The 18,254-nt window shown below is 73.8% G+C and carries 8 protein-coding genes; 5 read left to right on the forward strand and 3 right to left on the reverse strand.

Annotation, left to right across the window (positions count from 1 at the left end):
- The first annotated feature begins 9 nt into the window (after window positions 1–9).
- Both OV090_RS01865 and OV090_RS01870 read left to right on the forward strand, forming a co-directional pair.
- Complete coding sequence (locus tag OV090_RS01865) at window positions 10–4,845, forward strand: tetratricopeptide repeat protein (RefSeq protein WP_267701718.1); 4,836 nt, start codon at window positions 10–12, stop codon at window positions 4,843–4,845.
- Window positions 4,842–9,839, forward strand: coding sequence for a hypothetical protein (locus OV090_RS01870; protein WP_267701719.1), 4,998 nt, complete (start codon window positions 4,842–4,844; stop codon window positions 9,837–9,839). The genes OV090_RS01865 and OV090_RS01870 overlap by 4 nt, the downstream gene beginning before the upstream one ends.
- 402 nt (window positions 9,840–10,241) lie before the next feature.
- Here OV090_RS01870 and fghA read toward each other — a convergent pair whose 3' ends face one another.
- Window positions 10,242–11,087: an S-formylglutathione hydrolase gene (gene fghA, locus OV090_RS01875; RefSeq protein ID WP_276601066.1), complete on the reverse strand. Its 846-nt coding sequence runs from the start codon at window positions 11,085–11,087 to the stop codon at window positions 10,242–10,244.
- Between the two features lie 241 nt (window positions 11,088–11,328).
- Entirely contained in the window at window positions 11,329–12,486 is a 1,158-nt protein-coding gene (locus tag OV090_RS01880; RefSeq protein ID WP_267701720.1) for a hypothetical protein, read from the reverse strand.
- 213 nt (window positions 12,487–12,699) lie between these two features.
- On the opposite strand from OV090_RS01880, the gene ftsW reads away from it, so the two are divergent.
- The 3 genes from ftsW (at window position 12,700) to OV090_RS01895 (ending at window position 16,132) form a co-directional block, all read left to right on the forward strand.
- Window positions 12,700–14,031, forward strand: coding sequence for a putative lipid II flippase FtsW (gene ftsW, locus OV090_RS01885; RefSeq protein ID WP_267701721.1), 1,332 nt, complete (start codon window positions 12,700–12,702; stop codon window positions 14,029–14,031).
- A gap of 56 nt (window positions 14,032–14,087) precedes the next feature.
- Window positions 14,088–14,669 (forward strand): hypothetical protein, encoded by a 582-nt coding sequence (locus OV090_RS01890; protein ID WP_267701722.1) that lies wholly within the window; start codon window positions 14,088–14,090, stop codon window positions 14,667–14,669.
- Window positions 14,670–15,157: 488 nt separating this feature from the next.
- Window positions 15,158–16,132 (forward strand): hypothetical protein, encoded by a 975-nt coding sequence (locus tag OV090_RS01895; protein WP_267701723.1) that lies wholly within the window; start codon window positions 15,158–15,160, stop codon window positions 16,130–16,132.
- Window positions 16,133–16,215: 83 nt separating this feature from the next.
- Here OV090_RS01895 and OV090_RS01900 read toward each other — a convergent pair whose 3' ends face one another.
- The gene (locus OV090_RS01900; RefSeq protein WP_267701724.1) at window positions 16,216–18,150 is read right to left on the reverse strand and encodes a serine hydrolase domain-containing protein; all 1,935 of its coding nucleotides are present in this window, start codon (window positions 18,148–18,150) and stop codon (window positions 16,216–16,218) included.
- Window positions 18,151–18,254: the final 104 nt, after the last annotated feature.

Below are 18,254 nucleotides of genomic sequence, written 5' to 3' on the forward strand. Positions count from 1 at the left end.
GCCCGAGCGATGCCCGAAACCGCCGAGATGCCCCTGCTCGAGATGTTGCAGGTGCTGTCGCGGACACCGACGAGTGAGCCGCAACTCCGGGCTGTGGTCGCCGTAACGTGTGCGCGTTGGTGTGTCGTACGCGGCGAGGACGGCGAGGCCCAGCGCCTGCTGGCCCACGCCCTGGAGCTGGTGCCGGACCTGCGGCCGGCGATGCGCCTCCTCTACCGGATCTTTCTCCGGCGCGGCGACATCCGCAACTCCGTTCGCTACCTCGATCTCGAGATCCGCGCCACTCGCCACCCGCGCGAGGCGGCGGCGCTCTACCGCGAGCGAGGTCAGCTGGTCGAGACCCACTTCAAGGATCGCGCCGCCGCTTTGCAGTGTTATCAGGCGGCCCTGCGCGCGACCCCGAAGGACCTCGCGGTGCTGCGCTCGGTCGAGGCCGTCACCCTCGTGCAGGGCAACCTCATGGCGCTGGTCGCCAACCTCGAGGCGCAGCTCGAGGTCCTGCACGACCCGCGGGCCGTCGCCGCCGTCGCGCGCGACCTCGCAGTGCTCGAGACCCGCCAGGGCGGCGACCTCAACCTCGCCGCGGCCCTGCTGATCGCCGCCGGCGAGGAGCAGCCCGGCAACCTCCTCCTCATTCAAGACCTGTTCCGCGTCGCCGAGGCCGCCGGCAACGCCGAGCTGATGCTGCGCGCGCTCGAGGCCGAGGCCGACGCCCGTCCGCCCGAGCAGCGCGCCGGCCCGCTGGCCCGCGCCAGCCTGGTCCTGCGCGAGGTCCGCGAGCGAGCCGGCGCCGTCTCGCTGCTGCACGCGGCCGCCAAGCTGCAGCCCGACAACTTCAGCCTGTGGCGCAACCTCGAAGAGCTGGCGATGGCGACGGCCCGCTACGACGTCGCCGTCGAGGCCTGCGCCGGCCAGCTCAAGGCCATCGGCGGCTCCGACCCCGGCACCGAGGCCGAGCTGTTCTACCGCCTCGGCAAGCTGGCGATGATCCGCCTCGACCGCGTCAGCGAGGGCCTCGGCGCCATGCGCCGCGCGCTCAAGCTGTTCCCCGGCCACACCCCGGCGCTCGAGGACGCCGGCCGCTACCTCATCGCCAACGAGTCGTGGCACCAGCTGCTCGAGCTGCTGAAGCTCCAGGTCGCGACCGCCGAGGCCGCCGGCCTCAGCCCCGAAGAGCGCGCCCAGGCCCAGCTGCGCGCCGGCCAGGTGCTCGAGGAGCACCTCAAGGAGCTCGAGGGCGCCCGCCAGCTCTACGAAGAGGCCGTCGCCTCGTCGCAGACCTACCGCCCCGCGCTCGATCGCCTCGAGCGCGTGCTCCTCCAGCTCGGCCGCTTCGACGGCCTGCGCGAGCTCTACAACGGCGAGCTGCAACGCGGCGTCGGCGGCCCGCGCCGCGTGTTCCTGCTGTCGATCCTCGCCCGCCTTCACGAGCGCCAGGGCGATCCGTCGGCCGCGATCAAGTGCCTCGTCGCCCTGCTCAAGGAGTTCCCGGAGCACCTGCCGTCGCTGCAGCAGCTGGCCCGCTTGCTCGCCAAGGCCGGCCGCGCGCGCGAGCTGCTGCAGGTCACCGAGCAGGAGATCAAGCTGACCATCAGCCCGCTGCGGCGCGCCAAGCTGCTGTTCCGCAGCGCCGAGCTGGCGCTGCAGATGGGCGACACGGGCCACGCCGAGGCCAGCCTGCAGGAGTCGCTCGAGGAGGTCCCCGACCACCCGCCGACGCTCGCGCTGCTCGAGCGGATCCTCCGCGACCGCGGCGACGACGTCGGCATCATCGACCTGCTGCGCCGCCGCCTGCAGCGCGCCGTCGATCCGGCGCAGCGGCTGTCGCTGCACCTCGAGATCATCCACCGCCTGCTCGCGCTCGGCGAGCTGCCGCAGGCGCTCGACGAGGTCGACCTGGTCCTTCAGACCTGGCCCGAACACCTCTCGACGCTGCACACCGGCGAGCGCCTGGCCGCCGCGCTCGGGCGCACCGACGCGCTGCTCGGCTACCTCGCGCGTCACTTCGATCTGTCGCGCGGCCAGCGAGCCCGCGCCCTGCTCATCTATCGCGCCGCGCTGGTGCGGGCCTCCGATCCCGCCGGGATCTGGGCCGACCCCGGCCAGGCCGAGCAGGCCACCGGCGAGCTGCGCCGCGCCCTCGCGCAGTGGCCGAGCCTCGGCGGCGGCTGGACGACGTTACTCGAGCACTGCGCCGCCAACGGCGACGGCGCCGAGCTGCGGGTCGCCGCTCGCGGCGCGCTGGCCCACGAGCGCGGCCTCGGCAACCGTCAGGCTGCCGCGCTGCTGCTGGCCGAGCTGTCCGACTCGCCGGCGCTCGGCGTGCAGTACCTCGAGGCCGCCGCAGAGGCCCGCCCGCGCGACCTCAACACCCAGCTCCGGCTCGCCCGCGCCGCCCGCTTCAGCCGCCGCCCCGACCTCGTGCGCGCCGGCATGACCGCCGCGCTGGCGATCACTGCGGCCGAAGAGTCGGGCGAGCTCACCTTCAGCCACAGCCTGCGCTACCGGGCCGCCCGCGCCGCCGAGTCGTTCGGTGACCTCGACGCCGCCGACACTGGCTACGCCGAGATCCTGGCCAGGGATCCGCGCTACGACCAGGCGCGCCGCGGTCAGGCCCGCATCGCCGCGCGCCGCAACCTCGCGCCCACGCGTCGCGCCGCGGCCGAGCTCAACACCGCCGCCGCCGGCGAGAAGGACTACGTCGAGCGGGCCGCCCTCCTGTGCGGCAGCGCCGACCTCTACGTCCGCGTCGGCGATCTCGACGAGGCCCTGTCGCGCCTCAACGCCGCGCTCGTCACCTGGCCCAAGTACCTGCCCGCCCTGCACGCCAAGGCCTGCTTGATGGAGCAGCGCGGCGCCCCGGCCGACCTCGTCGTCGCCGCCGACCTGCTGGCCCAGATCGCCCTCCTCGTCGGCGATCCGGCCCATCAGCACGCGCTGTGCGTGCGCGCCGGCCTGCTCGCGGTGCGGGCCCGCGATCCGGCCCGGGCCTGGCGCGCCCTGGCCCGCGCCCTCGACATCGAGCCCACCTCCGATCCGGCCTTCTCCGCATTGTGGCGGACCCGCGAGCAGCACGGCCGCGAGGGCGCCCAGCCGCTGCTCGGCCCCCTCACCCGTCGCTTCGACGCCCTCATCGCCGCCAAGTCCCTCACGCCCGAGGCCGCCCGCGCGATCGCCCGCATCGTCGAGGTCAGCGACGGCAACCACGGCGCCACCGGCCTGCTCGAGCGGGCCGTCGGCTCGTTCCCCGAGCACGTCGCCTTGCGCGTCGACCTCGCCCGCCTCTACGCCCGCGCCGGCCGCGGCGGCGAGGCAGTGGGCCAGCTGCAGGAGGCCCTCCAGCGCGAGACCTCGCCCGAGCTGCGGGCCGTGCTCGAGTTCTTGCTGGCCGACGCGCATGAGCGCAACGGGGCCCCCGACGCCGCCTTCGAGCACTACCTCGCCGCCAGCCGCGGCGGCTTCCAGGCCTTCGTCGCCCTGCGGGCCGCCGATCGGATCGCCTCTGCGATCGGCACCGTCGACCAGCGCGTCGAGGTGCTGCAGCGCCTGCTCGAGCTCGGCGACGCCGACGAGCGCGTGCGCAGCCTGCGGGCCCTCGCCGACATCGATCGCCGCGTCCGCGGCCGGCCCGAGGAGGCCGCCGCCCTGCTGCGCGAGCTGCTGCGCCTGCGCCCCGCCAACACCGACGTCATCCTCGAGCTGCACGCCCTGCTCATCGAACTCGGCCGCGCCGACGAGGCCCGCGTCGCCCTGCAAGCCGGCATCGCCGCCCAGCGGGCCCTCCTGCGCGACCGTGGCCTCGTGCGCCCGCACAAGGGCGGCCGGCCCGACGCCGAGGCCGTCGACGCCGACCCGATCGCCGGCCTCCTGCGCCTGTTCGACGCCGCCGAGGAGTCGGGCGGCGTCTACGTGTGCGCCGCGGTGCTCGAGACCGTCGACCCCGATCTCGTCCCGACCAGCCGACGCTGCGAGGTCCTGCAGCCGGCGCCGTGGCCCTTGCCGACCGCGCCCGACAAGCCGCAGCCGTTCTTCACCGTCGACGACCCCGCCTGCGCCGCCGCAGTGCACCTCTTGCAAGCTGGCGTCAAGTACATGTCCGGCATCCCGGGGGCTCCGCCGCCGCCGGTCAACCTGGCGCAGCGCCACAGCTTGCCGGCCGCCAGCTCGGTCGCCGTCGTCACCCGCGCGCTGGCCCGCACCCTCGGCGTCGGCGATCCGCTGCTGTTCCTCAACCCGAGCGACGACAACGGCGTCGTCGCCCACGTCGGCACCGCGCCGGTGCTGCTGATCGGCCGCAAGATCAACAGCGCCCCGTTCTCGCCCGGCTCGCGCGAGGCGCTCGGGCGGGCGCTGTTCCGCCTGTCGACCGGCGGCGACCACCTCCACCACGCCATGGAGGACGAAGGCGTGATGGCGGTCATGCACGGCCTCGCCAGCTGCGCCGGCGTCGAGCTCGACGACATCCACCCGCGCGACGAGAGCGTCTCCGACGCGATCATCGAGGGCCTCGCCGGCGCCGGCGTGGCCGTCGACTTCGGCGACGACGCCGAGGTCCTGGCGCGCAACCTCCAGCAGTTCTCCATGCCTGTCCTTCGGGACACCTTGCGTCAGGGCGAGGATCGGGCCGGCGCGATCGCCTGCGGCGACCCGCGGGTGCCGCTGCGCCGGTTGGCCGCCCGTCCCGCCGGCTCCGACGCGGCGCAGGCCCCCAGCCTCGCCATCCCCCGCGCCGCCGCCCTGGTCGCCTACCTCGTGTCCGAGGAGCACCTCGCGCTGCGACGCGCCCTCGGCTACAACGTCGAGCTCGAGCTCGAGCTGAGCGACGTCGAGGAGCTCCCCGCATGACCGGCCCGCGCAAGCCCCTCCCTCTCGACGAGTGCGGTCGCCCGCTCGACCTGGGCGCTGCCCCGGCCGAGCGCGTCACCGGCAGCGGCCCCCCGCCGTCGCTGCTCGACCTGCCCGACGCCTTCTGGCCGCTCGACCTCCCGCTCGCCCCCGGCGCGCTGGCCCTGCCCGCGGTCGACTGGTGGCTGCTCGCCGACGTCCTGGCCGCCGAGGCCGCGCGCGAGCAGAGCCCCGACCTGCGCGCCGCCCTGACCGGAGAGACAGGTCGAGTCCAGCGCGAGCGCCTCGGCCTGATCGAGGGCGACGACGTGCTCGCGGCCGGCAGCCCCGCGGTGCGTCAGGTCGCCGGGGCCGTGCAGGCGGTCCGGGCCGACCTCGCGGCCGAGCTGGCCGAGCTGTTCCACGAGGCCAGCGACGCCAGTCAGCCGCCCGCCGTGCGCCTCGCCGCGTGGATCGAGCACGGCCAGCGGATCGAGGACGCCACCGGCGACATCGGCCGCGCCTACGCCAGCTACCAGGCCGCGCTCGTGATCATGCCCGATCACCCGATCGCGGTCGCCCTCGCGGTCGACGCCGCGATCCTGCTCAAGCGCCACGGCGACGCCCAGCGGCTGCTGGCGACCAACGTGCGCAAGATCGACTTGCCGAGCCTGCGCGCCGCCCGGCGCCTCGACCTCGCCCACGTCACCGACGACCCGCGCCAGCGGCGGAGCTACCTCGAGCTCGCGCACAACGACGACCCCACCAACGCCACCGCGCTGCGCCGCCTGATCCGCACCATCCGCCACGACGGCGGCGGCACCCCCTCGGCGCTGTCGGAGCTGTACCGCCGCCTCGCCGGCCTCGCCGAAGATCCGATCACCGCCGCCACCGCGCTGCAGCTCGCGGTCGTCGTCCTCGGCAGCGAGCCCGTGCCCGCGCCGCTGCTCGCCGACGTGCGCGCCTGGCTCGATCGCAGCGCCGACGAGTCGGCCGCCCAGGGCCTGCTCGACGCCCTCGCCTACGCCCTCGCCGGCCAGGCCCTGGCGCGCCACGGCGGCGAGCCCGACCCCAACTACATCGAGATCCTGGCGCGCCTCGCCCCGCTGCTCGACGACACCCGCGAGCAGGCGATCGTGCGCGAGCAGATCGCCCGCATGCGCTGGAGCGCCACCCCGCTGGCCGCCCGTCAGAGCGCCATGAGCGACGACGGCACCCTGCGCCGCCTGCAGGACGGCGGCGACGACGACGTCCAGCCCGACGCGCTCAGCGACGACGAGGCCGCCGCGTATCGCCGCCTCGAGATCGACCTCCGGTTCGTGCGCACGCACCTGCCCGAGCAGCGGTGGGTCTGGCAGGCGCTGGCCGACATCCTGCGGGCCACCGGCGACATCCCGGCGCTCGTCTCCCACCTCACCGAGTGGGCCCAGCACCAGCCGCACGGCGCCGAGCGGGCCGCGATCCTCGTGCGCCTCGGCTTCGTCCACGAGGAGCTCGAGCGCAACCTGCCGCGCGCCGCCGAGGTCTACGAGCTCGCGGTCGCCGAGGACCCGCGCAGCGCCCACTGCCTGCGCGCGCTCGGCAGCGTCTACGAGAAGATGCGGCGCTGGGCCCAGGCCGCCGCCACCTTGCAGCGGCAGGCGCGAGAGTCGACCGAGGGCAGCGAGCGCCTGGCCGCGCTGCGCCGGATCGCCGCCATCGCCGAGAACGAGCTGCACGACGTCGACCTCGCTATCGCCACGCTGCAAGAGATCGCCCAGCTCGATCAGGACGACGTGCTCGCGCTCTACCAGCTCGCCGGCCTGTGCCGCACCCACGGCCGCACGCCGGTGCTGATCGGCACCCTGCAGCTGCTCGTCGATCGCCTCGAGGAGAACACCGCCCGCACGGCGATCCTCGTCGAGCTCGGCGAGGCCCAGGAGTTCCACCTCAAGCAGCGCACCGCGGCCCGCGAGGCCTACGAGCGGGCGCTGGCGATGACGCCCGGCTACACCCCGGCGCTGCGGGCCCTGGCCCGGATCTACCGCGACAGCGGCGACCTCGACGACCTCCTGCGCCTGCACGAGCCCGAGCTCGACCCCACCAGCGACCCCGCCGTGCTCGCGCTCAAGGCCGGCCGGATCTGCTTCGAGGAGGTCGGCGACATGGACCGGGCGATCGACTACCTCACCCGCGCCTACCGCCTGAACCCCGACCTCGTGCCCGCGCGCGAGGCCCTGCTGCAGCTGCTGTCGGCCAACGGCCGCGTGCGCGAGGCCTACGACCTGCTGCGCGCCCAGGACCTGCCGCACAGCCCCGCGCTCCTGGCCGACTATCACTACCGCCTCGGCCTGCTCGCCGAGACGCTCGCGCGCAAGGACGCGAGGCCCGAGTCCGACACCGCCTTCGTCGACGAGGATCGGGCCCTGCAGCACTACCGGGCCGCGCTCGCCGTCCAGCCGCTGCACGGCCTCGCCAGCGAGCGCGCGCGCCGGCTGCTGGTCGCCAACCGCGACGTCGCCAACCTCGTCCGCCTGCTCGAGGATCAGAGCCAGCACCTGAGCGGCCCGGCCAAGGCCGGCGTGCTGGTCCACCTCGCGCGCCTGCACCTCGCCGAGCGCAACCTCGACGAGGCCCGGCGCACCTACGAAGAGGCGATCGAGCACACCCCCGACGACGCCATCCTCCTGCGCGAGTACAAGAACCTGCTGCGCAAGACCGGCGACACCGAGTCGTTGCCGAATCAACGGCTCCGGCTCGCGCGCGTCAGCGAGGACACCCACTACAAGGCCACCCTGCTGGTCGAGTCGGCCGAGGTCCTGCTGCGCTCCGCCGCCCCGGAGGACCGCGAGTTCGCGGCCAACGCGATCCTCGGCGCCTTGCGCGAGGACCCCGGCAACCCCTACGCGGTGCGCCTGCTCGAGGGCCTGCTGTCCGACCCGAACAACCCGCTGGCGATGACCGACGCCGTCGGCGCGCGGGCGGTGCGGGCCCAGAGCGACGGCGAGCGGGCCATCTTCTACCTCGAGAGCGCCGAGCTGCTCGAACAGGCCGGCGCAGTCAACGAGGCCCAGCGGGCCTACCGCGCCGCGCTGCGGGCCATGCCCTCGCTGGCCCCGGCCGAGCTCGGCCTGCAGCGCGTCTCCTCCGGCGCCGCGCGCGAGTCGGCCGCCCCGAAGACCAAGGCGGTCAGCGTCCACACCCTCATGGCCGAGGCGCGTGACGCCGCGGTGCGGGCCGGCAACACCGGCAAGCCCGCCGACGCCGAGGTCGCGCTCGGCCTGCTCGGCCAGATCCTCGGCCGCGATCCGCACTACCGCGACGCCATCGGCCTCGCCCGCGCGCTGGCCAGCCAGCTGCCCGAGCCCAAGCCCGCGCTCGACCTCCTGCGCACCGTGTTCGGCCGGATCAGCGACGCCGGCCTGCGCTACGAGCTCGGCGTCTACCTCGGCGAGCAGAGCACCCGCGACGAGGACGCCCTCGCCTACTTCACCGTCGCCGCCCAGGCCCGGCCCGACGGCAAGCAGGCCCTCCGTGGCCTCGTGCGCTGCTACCAGCAGCTCGGCAAGGAGGCCGAGTCGGCGCGCGTCATGGAGCAGCTGCTCGCGCTCTACGACCCCGCCGATCCCTCGGCCGTCGACCTGCGCCTGATCCTCGCCGGCTACCTCGCCCGCGCGCCCGAGACCCTCGCCCGCGCGCTCGAGCACGGCCGGATCGTCCTCGCCTCGCGCGGCGACGACCCGCGGGCCATCACCCTCATGGCCGGCCTGCTCGAACGGACAGGTCAGCCCGCCGAGGCCGCCGAGCTGCTCGATCGCCTGTGCGCCCGCGAGCGCGACCCCGATCGCCTGCACGAGCTCTACTTCCGCCGCGCCAGCCTCCTGGCCGAAGTGCCAGGTCGCGAGGCCCAGGCGCTGGCCGCCGTCGAGCGGGCCGCCGAGCTCGGGCCCGGCAACCGCACCACGATCCTCCTGCTCACCCGCCTGCTCGAGCGGCTCGGCCAGACCGAGCGCGTCTCCACTTTCCTCGAGCCGATCCGCCTGGCCATGCTCGGCGGCATCGGCCGCGGCGCGCTCAACCCGAGCGACATCCGCCTGCTCGCCGAGGTCGCCAACCGGCCCAACCCGGGCCTGGCGCAGATGGCCCGCCTCCTCGTCCACGCGCTCGAGCCCGGCGAGTCGATCGGCCTGCCCGACGGCTTCATGCGCCCCGCCTCGGCCCAGGGCCTGCAGGCCGCCTTCGCCACGCCGGCCCTCCGCCAGCTGCTGTTCGCCCCGGGCGAGCTGCCCGACATCAACGACCTGCTGACCTGCGTCGAGACGGCGATGGACCGGATGTTCCCCGAGTTCACCGGCCTCAACGGCGACGAGACGGTGCCCGTCCCGCCCAACGTCGACACCGGCGCGATCCGCAACAACCTGCAGCAGTGGTGTCGCCTGCTCGGCATCGAGGACATGGCGATGCGCGCCACCTCGATCAACAACACCGTCGCCGTCCTCGACGAGGGCGAGGAGCCGACGCTGCGCCTCGGCGTCAACCTGTGGCTGCGCGGCGACCCGATCAGCTGGCGCGGCCTCGGGGCGCTGGCCCTGGCCCGCCGGGCCCTCGGCGGCGGCCGCGTGCGCTCGCTGGTGCCGGTCGAGCTCGACCTCATGATCGCGGCGAGCTTCGAGGTCACGAAGGTCTTCAACGCCATCACCGCCGACCCCGACGCCCGTCGCCTCCGCGACGTCGCCAACAACCTCGGCAAGAACCTGCCCCGCCGCCAGCGCCGCCCGCTGCTGCGCGTCTGCCAGGCCCTCTCGAGCCACCACTTCGAGCCGGCCGCCACCGCCCGCGCCACCCTCACCACCGACCTGCGCATGGCCCTGCTGCTGTCCGGCGACGTCGCCGGCGTCCTGTCCGCCGCTTGCCTCCTCGACGGCTTCGCCAACGGCAACATCAAGCAGCGCATCGTCCTCAGCCGCAACGCCCAGGACCTGTGCGTGTGGATGCTGAGCGACGCCTACCTCGCCCTGCGCAAGGCCGTCTCCTGAGCTGGCGGCTGGCTCGCGGGACATGCCCGCCAGGACATGCCGTCACGGGCATGTCCCTTGGGGCATGTCCACCGCCCTACTAGCCAGTCAAGCGCGGTCGTCACCCGAGGTCCGCCGATACGACGGGGAGTGGCTCTCGCGGTGGGTCTCGTGCGTGACGCAGTCCTCGAGCCAAGGCGCGAGACGCTCGCACTAAAGAAGCTGCTTCAGAAGCCGGCTTCCTTGCAGGGCGCGCTCGAGACGAGCTCCGGTGTCGCGTTGACCCGTTCGGTCGATCTCGGCGAGGCAAGCTTGCACTGCGCCTCCATTTGGGCCGCGCCGAATCGATCAGCGACCCGAGCGCAAGTCGCTGCGAAGTTTCAGCGCCGGTTGCCCGCCTCGTGGCGTTGCAAGGCGGGCTGCTCAGCGGCCCGCCAGCAGCTGGGCGTGGTGGCGCAGGTGGTCGCCGATCAGCGTCGCCACGAAGAAGTACCCGTGGTCGTAGCCCGCGTGGTGATGGACCTCGACCGCTTGCCGCGCGCGCGCGCAGGCGGCGGCGAACACCTCCGGGCGGAGCTGCTCGCCGAGGAACTTGTCGGCCTCGCCCTGATCGATGCGGATGAGGTCGTCGCGGCGGTGGCCGTCCTCGACCAGCGCGGTCGCGTCGTACGGGCGCCAGCGCTGTTGATCGGGCCCGAGGTACGCCGAGAACGCCTTGGTGCCCCACGGCACCTGTGACGGCGTGGCGATCGGCGCCAGCGCCGACACCGACGCGAACTTCGCCGGCTCGCGGAGGCCGAGGACCAGCGCCCCGTGGCCGCCCATCGAGTGGCCCATGATCCCGAGCGCCCCGGGGCGCAGCGGGAACCGGTCGGCGATCAGGGCCGGCAGCTCCTCGGCCACGTACGAGTACATGCGAAAGTGCGGCGCCCACGGCGACTCGGTCGCGTCGACGTAGAAGCCCGCTCCCTGGCCGAGGTCGTAGGCCGGGTCGTCGGCCACGTTCGGGCCGCGCGGGCTCGTGTCGGGGGCGATCACGATGAGACCGAGCTCGGCCGCGTAGCGCTGGGCCCCGGCCTTCACCGTGAAGTTCTCCTCGGTGCAGGACAGCCCGGACAGGTAGATGACCGCCGGCAGCGCGCGCGAGCGGCCCTGCTCGGGCACGAACACCGACAGCCGCATCTCCGTCCCGGTCGCCGTCGACGCGTGGCTGTAGGTCCCCTGTACGCCGCCGAAGCAGCGGCTCTCGCTGATCGTCCGCAATTCCATCGCCCGGGACCCTAGCACCGGCCGCGGCCGCGCGGAAGCCTCCCGGCGGCCGGGGCCGCACCTCTCGCGGCCCCTGAGCCCGCTGCCTCACATGTCCGCGAGGACAGACGCCCCGCCCGCCGCTCCGCGAGGCGAGAGCACCTGTCCCCCGAGACAGCCCCGGAGACCTGTCCGCGAGGGCAGCCCCACATGTCCCCAGGGACAGCCCTCGCCGCGCGGCGCGTAGAGCCGCGCCAGGCCCTCAGAACCGGCCGCTGAGGCCGAGCCCGCCGCCGCCCGGCGTGAGGGCCGGGAACACCGACAGCACCGACGCGCGCTCGCGGTTGATCCGGCGGTGCTTGGCCAGCCTGACCGACGCCATGATGATGAGGCCGAGGCCGCCGGCCGCCAGGAACACGCCGGCGGCCGTCGCCAGGTCGCGGCGGACCTTGGACTCCAGCTCGATCAGCGTCGTCGCCGAGCCGGTCGAGCCGGTGTCCCCGGTGTCGCCGGTGTCACCCGTATCGCCAGTGTCGGTCCCGGTGTCGCCCTCCTCGCGGAAGTCGACCTTGGCCGACTCGGCGGTCCCCTCGGCCAGCATCTCGGCGGAGCTCTTCTTGAACTCGTGCGTGCGCGACCAGTAGATCATCGCTGCGCCGCCGCCGCCCATCACCACGCCGACCGCGAACGCGGCGCCGATCCACGGCGGCGCGGACGGCTGGACGATCTGGCGGTTGTAGGGCCGGCCGCCCGGCGCGGTGTCGATCTCGGGCGGGATCTTCTTGATCTTCGGCTGCGCCTCCTCGATGCGCTTCATCAGCTCTTCGAGGCGCTTGCGGGCGTCGGCGGTCTCCTGGTAGCGGTCGCAGGCCGAGCCGTAGCGCTTTTTGCAGGCGCGCAGGTAGTCCGAGATGATGAGCTGCCCGCGCTTGAGCATGTCGACCTCACCGGACTCGACGTACAGCTGCTCGTACGCGGTGACCGCGTTGAGCAACATGGCCGAGCGGACGGTGTGGTTGGACTCGTTCTCCGACAGGGCGTCGAGGGCCTTGACCCACATGCGGGCCGCCTCGCGGTAATTGCCCTCGTCGAAGCGGGCCGACGCCTCGGCGTCGAACTGCAGGGCGAGCGTGTCGCTGCCGACGTTGGGCTTGCGCGACATCGTGATCCCCGAGCTGTTCTTCGGGCCAGATCCCGAGGTGGCGCGGGCGCCGGGGGCGACCTGCCCCTCCTCGAGCGGGGCGTCGGGGATCGCCTCGTCGCCGGCGTCGGGCATGTCGGGGTCGATCGGCCGGCTCGAGCTGGCGGTCCCGATCGGGGCGTCTTGCTTCTTCGCCGGCTTGGCGGCCACGGGCGGCGCGATCAGCGAGACTGCGAGCACGACGCACAGGCCGTGGAGCGGACGACGCGAGAGCTGCATGGACGTCCGTGAGGATGACGCGACCCCCCCGGCTTGCGCAAGGCCCCGCCGAAAACGTCAAAAAGCCCCTCCAGACCCGCCTCGGCGCCATTTGGGCACGCAGGCGGGTCAAGTTGACACGCCCTCGTTGTCAACCTGGCGCTGCGCACCTGCGCACCCCCCGGTTTGCGCCGAAAACTCGCCTCGCGCGCGCACATGTGCGAGGGGCTGGGCGTGACCCCGAGCGAGACCGCGGCCCTGGACCCGGGAGACGACCCCGTCGTCGAGCCCGCGGAGGGTTCGCCGTCGCTCGTCGCGGACGAGGGCGAGGAGCGGCGGGCCATGGACCCCTGGCTGTTCTTCGCCGCCATGTCGCTGGCCTGCCTCGGCCTCGTCATGGTCTACAGCGCCAGCGTCTACACCGCGCGCGTGCGCTACCACGACTGGGAGTACTTCCTCGGCCGCCAGAGCGTGCTGTTCGCGCTCGGCACCGCCGTCATGGTGCTCACGTCGCGGCTCGACTACCGGATCTTCCGCCGCTTCGCCCCGCACCTGATGGGCATCGGCCTCATGGGCCTCTTGCTCGTGCTCGCCGTCGGCGACGAGGTCAACGGCGCGCGCCGGTGGATCCGCGCGCCCGGCATCAACATCCAGCCGAGCGAGCTCGCCAAGGTGTTTTTGGCGATGTTCCTCTCCTCCATGCTGGCCCGCCAGGGCGAGCGCGTGCGCCGCTTCAAGGCCGGCTTCCTCCCGCCGCTGCTGGTCGCCTCGCTGACCATGGTCCTGGTCCTGCTCGAGAAGGACCTCGGCACCACCATCCTCCTCGGCGCCGTGACGCTGACCGCGTTGTTCGTCGCCGGCACGCGGATCACCTACGTCGTCGCCGCCATGATGCTGGCCGCGCCGCTCGCCTGGTCGCAGATCGTCGGCGTCGGCTTCCGCAAGGGCCGCCTGCTCGACTTCCTCTCGGGCGAACAGTCGTACCAGATCCAGCAGTCGCTGATCGCCGTCGGCTCGGGCGGCACGTGGGGCCTCGGCCTCGGCGCCGGCCGGCAGAAGCTCGGGTTTTTGCCCGAGAACCACACCGACTTCATCCTCGCCAGCATCGCCGAGGAGCTCGGCCTCGTCGGCGTGTGGACCGTGATCGGCCTGTTCTGCCTGCTCGTGTGGCGCGGGCTCGTGGCCGCCCGCGGCGCCCCGGACCGCTTCGGCACCTACCTCGCCGTCGCGCTCTCGGCCCTGTTCGGCTTCCAGGCCTTGATCAACATCTCGGTGGTCCTCGATGTGATCCCGGCCAAGGGCATCACCCTGCCGTTCCTGTCGTACGGCGGCTCGTCGCTGCTGGTCAGCATGGGCGCCACCGGGGTCCTGCTCTCGATCTCCCGCCGCCCGCGCCCGTGGCGGATCAGCGACCAGCGCAGCCGCGCCCCCGCCTCCGAGCGGCCCGCGCGGACCGACCGCCGCCAGCGCTCCGCCGAGCCGCCGCGCAAGTCGTGGTGGCCGTGGAAGCGCGCCGCGGCCGCGCCGAGCGGCCCGCGCCGCAACGCCCGCATCGCGCGCTCCTGAGCCGGTGCCCCGGGCGGGTGGCGAGCGCCCGAGAAATCGCCAATACTCACGCGCAAGTGCCCCTGCGCGCCCTGCCCGAAGCGCTCACCTATCGCGTCGACCTCGCGCCCGCCGAGGTCCTGGCGCGGCTCCGCGGCGACGCCGACATCCAGATCCTCGAGGGTTTCCCGGCCCGCAGCCGCACCCGCCGCCGGTTCCTCGCCGAGCTCGGCCCGCGCAAATTTCGCGTCTGCCAGAACCTCACCGCCGGCGTGGTCGACACCGGGCCGGCCGTCATGCGGCGCATGACCCTCGAGGCCGACCTCGTCCCCATGCCCCAAGGGACAGACGTGCAGGTCCGCTTCATCCGCGGCCCGTTCGCCCGCCAGGCCAGCTTTTGGATCATGTGGGCCACCTGCCTGGCCTGGCTCGGCCTCACCGGCATCACCGGCGCCAAGCTGGGCCTCGTCGGCATGTTCATGGCGCTGACCATCCCGGCCTTCTTCTACGACCTCGCCCGCGCCCGCGGCACCGACGAGGAGCGCATCGAGCTGCTCAACCTGATGGAGCACCTCCTCGGCCCCTCTCTGGTCGGCGACAACCCGCTGGAGAACACCCCCTACCGCCGCCCCCGCCGCCTCCCGCAGGCGACGAGCTGAAGTCCGCAGCGCCGCGCGACCCGACCGCGGACATCCGCCGGAGAACCCCTCCCGCAGGCTTCACGCCGAATTCCGCGACGCATGGAATGGCGCACGAACGCCGGCGCCACACACCTCCGCAGGTCACGAGCCGAAGTCCGCGGATGGAGCGCGGACGACGGCGCGCCGGAGCTCAACGCCCGCAGACCACGAACCGAAGTGCGCGACGCATGAAGTCGCCGGACCGCGCCCGCCTCCGCGAACGCCTCGCGAGCGAGCCGTCGATGTGTCCGAGCTCGAGCCGATCGCGGGTCGCAGGCCGCCGCTGCGGATCGGGAATTCACCGTCTGCAGTGCGCCCGCGCGCCGTCGGCGGGGCGGTCGCCTTTATTCCCGATGCCGCCGGTCCGGAGCCTCACGTCGCGCGTGATGCATGCTCGCAGCGGCGATGCCCGGCGCGCCGGGCCGCGCCTCGACACTCGAGGCGCGCGCGGCTAGCTTTGCCGGGTCATGCTCCGCGTCGCCGTCGCGTCGTTCGTCCTCGCCGTCTCCGGCTGCATCTTCTTCCCGCCAGCGGGCGAGACCGACAGTGACAGCGGCACCGGCGGTCAGACCGGCGCCGACCTCTTCATCGCCGTGGGCGACTCCGGCGCCATCGTGCGTTCGACCAATGGCGCCGACTGGGTCATCTCGACCTCCGGCATCACCACCGCCCTCAACGACGTCGCCTACGGCGGCGAGATGTACGTCGCCGTCGGCCAGGCCGGCAAGATCCTCCACTCCGAGGACGGCGTCGAGTGGAGCGCCTCCTCGAGCCCGTCCACGCGCGACCTCTACGCCGTGCGCTGGCACGGCACGCGCTTTATCGCCGTCGGCGGCGACTACAGCGTCGGCGCCGAGACCCTCGAGTCCGACGACGGCATCACCTGGACGCGGCCCGACCTGCCGGCCCCCAAGCACATGCTCGTCGACCTCGCCGGCGACGGCGTCACCCTCGTCGCCATCGGCAACTACCAGGCCGACGCCATGAACTTCGGCGCCTTCAACTGGCAGGACGGCGTCGGCTGGGTCCAGCGCGTCGACGGCAGCCCGACCGGCGATCGCTACAGCGCCCTCGGCCACGGCGCCCCCAACTTCGCCATGCTCGGCCCGATCAAGAGCGCCTACTCGGGCGACGGCCTGACCTGGAATTACACCCCGCTGTTCAACCTCGCCGCCGACCCGCGCGGCCTCACCTACGGCCCCGGCGGCTGGATCGCCGTCGGCGGCGGCGGCCAGATCCTCGCCTCGGCCGACGCCATCACCTGGCTCGCGCGGGCCTCCCCGTTCATGACCAACCTGAACGACGTCGCCAGCGACGGCCAGCGCCACGTCGCCGTCGGCGTCGGCGGCAACATCGCCTACAGCCCCGACGGCCTGAGCTGGACCGCAGTCACCCCGCCGCTCACCTCCGAGCTGCGAGGCGTCGCCCACACCCGGCAGTAGCCGTAGGCGAAGCCCCTGGCTTCAAGGACATGCCCATACGGACATGCCCTTGAAGCCATCCTCTGCTCCGAGCACCGCGCGCCTCACTGGCACGGCCCCTCGCTCGACGCTCGGAGGTTGAACTCGACGATCTTCGCCGGCGCGGTGGCGGACAGCTTCAGCCGCAGCGTCGGCGCGCCGGCGTCGCAGTACAGGGCGAAGGTCGCCTCGAGCGGCCCCTGGACGCGCGGCGGACCGAGCCGGCAGCGCCCCCACAGCCGGGCCGCCTCGGCGAAGTCAGCGCGCGCGCGTCCGGCATCGAAGTTGGCCGCGTGGAGGCGGACGAACTCGCGCTCGTCCCAGCGCCGGAGCAGCCGCAGCGTGCCCTCGGCGGCCTCGACCAGCGCCGGCGCGGCGGCCAGGCCTGCCGCCTCGGCGGTGAAGCTCGAGACCGGCGCGCCGGCCCACGGCGCGACGCGGAGCTCGAGGCGGAGCACGCCCCGCTCGCACGTCGCCTCGAAGCTGCCGGCGCGCGGGTCCTCGATCGCCACCAGCCGCGGCTCGCCGCAAGTTCCCACGAGGGCGTGCCACCCGGCGAACTTGGCCGCCAGCGCCGCGGGCGGGTTGCTGTCGCGGAAGTCGGGCGCGAACAGCCGCGCGTGGGCGGCGTCGTCCCAGCGCCCGACGAGCGCCGCGAGCTCGCCAGCCGCGCGCGTCAACGCGGGCGCGGGCGCGGGCCGGCGCGGCTCGAGCGCGCCCGTGTCGGCCAGCAGGTCGAGCACCCGGGCGCCGTCGGTCGGCAGGACGGTGCTCGAGATCGACGATTGGTTGCTCAGCAGGATCACCGCGACCCCGCGGCCCGGCAGCATGTGCAGCGAGGCGCGGTAGTTGAGGGTCTTGCCGGCGAGGGCCACCACATGGTCGAAGCGACAGGTCGCCTGCACGCCGAACCCGAGCCCGCTGCCGGAGATGTGGACGCGGGCCGGCGCGGCCGGGATCGAGGCCGCCGCGAAGCTCGTCAACACCGCCAGCGCGTGCGCCTCGCGGACCGTCGCGCGGCGCAGCGGCCCGACCTCCGCCTCGTCGCGGGCCGGCCACGCGGCGAGGTTGAAGGCCGCGTAGCGGGCCAGGTCCTCCACGCTCGAATACAGCCCGCCGGCCGCGTCGGCGGCCCCCGGGCGCCAGTGCGGCCGCGGCCGCGAGGTCCCCTCCGGCGCGCGCTCGTGGCCGATCGCCAGCCTGTCCCCGGGGACATCCTCGGGCGCCCACACCGTCGAGGTCATCCCCAGCGGCGTCAGGATCTGGTCGCGGACGTAGCGGCGATGATCGACGCCGGCGACCTCCTCGACGAGCGGACCCAACAGCTGGAACCCGAGGTTCGAGTAGACGCGCCGCTCGCCCGGCGGTCGGTCCAGCCCGATCCCCGCGAGCGTCGCCAGGAACTCGGCGCGGCTCGGCGGCGTCTCCGGGTACTCGGCGAAGTTGCCCATGCGCGGCAGCCCGGCCGTGTGGGTGAGGATCTGCCGGACCGTGAAGCGCGGACTGTCGGCCGTCGGATAGGCGATGTCGTCGAGCGCGGGGAGGTAGGACGCGGCCGGCCGATCGAGGTCGAGTCGACCCTCGTCGCGCAACTTGAGCACCGCGAGCGCAGTGAAGGTCTTCGTGATCGAGCCGACCCCGAACACGCTGTCGCGCTCGACCGGCAACCCGCGCGCCGGGTCGCGGTGCCCGTAGCCGCGGAACCACGCCAGCTCCCCGTCGATGACCACCCCGGCCGCCAGCCCGACCAGCCGGTCGCGCGCGACCGTCTGCTGCAGGTACGCGTCGATCACCGGGAACGCGGCCTCGAGCTTCGCCCGCCGCTCCGGGTCGAGGAACACCGGCGGCGGGTCGGTCGGCTGCATCCGCCGTGGCTCGGGTGACTGCCGCGCCGCGACCACCGGCGGCTCCGCCGTCCCGGACGGGGGCGCGGGACGAACCACCGGAGCGCCGGCGCAGCCGACGAGCGAGGCGAGGATGACCGCGAGCGAACGCATCATCGGTAGAGACTACTGTCCCTTCCCGGCCTGACGGAAGCGTCGAGGCCCAGAGGGCGCGCCGATCGTGCAAGCGGCGGCCTCCCGACCGCGAGCGTCGCTACGCC

The organism is Nannocystis sp. RBIL2, assembly GCF_026626745.1.
In the GTDB taxonomy this organism is placed as follows: Bacteria; Myxococcota_A; Polyangia; order Nannocystales; family Nannocystaceae; genus Nannocystis.

Bases quoted from the DNA above. Each gene is read 5' to 3' on its own strand.
- fghA (WP_276601066.1), bottom strand. From the start codon at position 11,087: ATGGAATTGCGGACGATCAGCGAGAGCCGCTGCTTCGGCGGCGTACAG.
- OV090_RS01865 (WP_267701718.1), top strand. From the start codon at position 10: ATGCCCGAAACCGCCGAGATGCCCCTGCTCGAGATGTTGCAGGTGCTG.
- OV090_RS01900 (WP_267701724.1), bottom strand. From the start codon at position 18,150: ATGATGCGTTCGCTCGCGGTCATCCTCGCCTCGCTCGTCGGCTGCGCC.
- OV090_RS01895 (WP_267701723.1), top strand. From the start codon at position 15,158: ATGCTCCGCGTCGCCGTCGCGTCGTTCGTCCTCGCCGTCTCCGGCTGC.
- OV090_RS01880 (WP_267701720.1), bottom strand. From the start codon at position 12,486: ATGCAGCTCTCGCGTCGTCCGCTCCACGGCCTGTGCGTCGTGCTCGCA.
- OV090_RS01870 (WP_267701719.1), top strand. From the start codon at position 4,842: ATGACCGGCCCGCGCAAGCCCCTCCCTCTCGACGAGTGCGGTCGCCCG.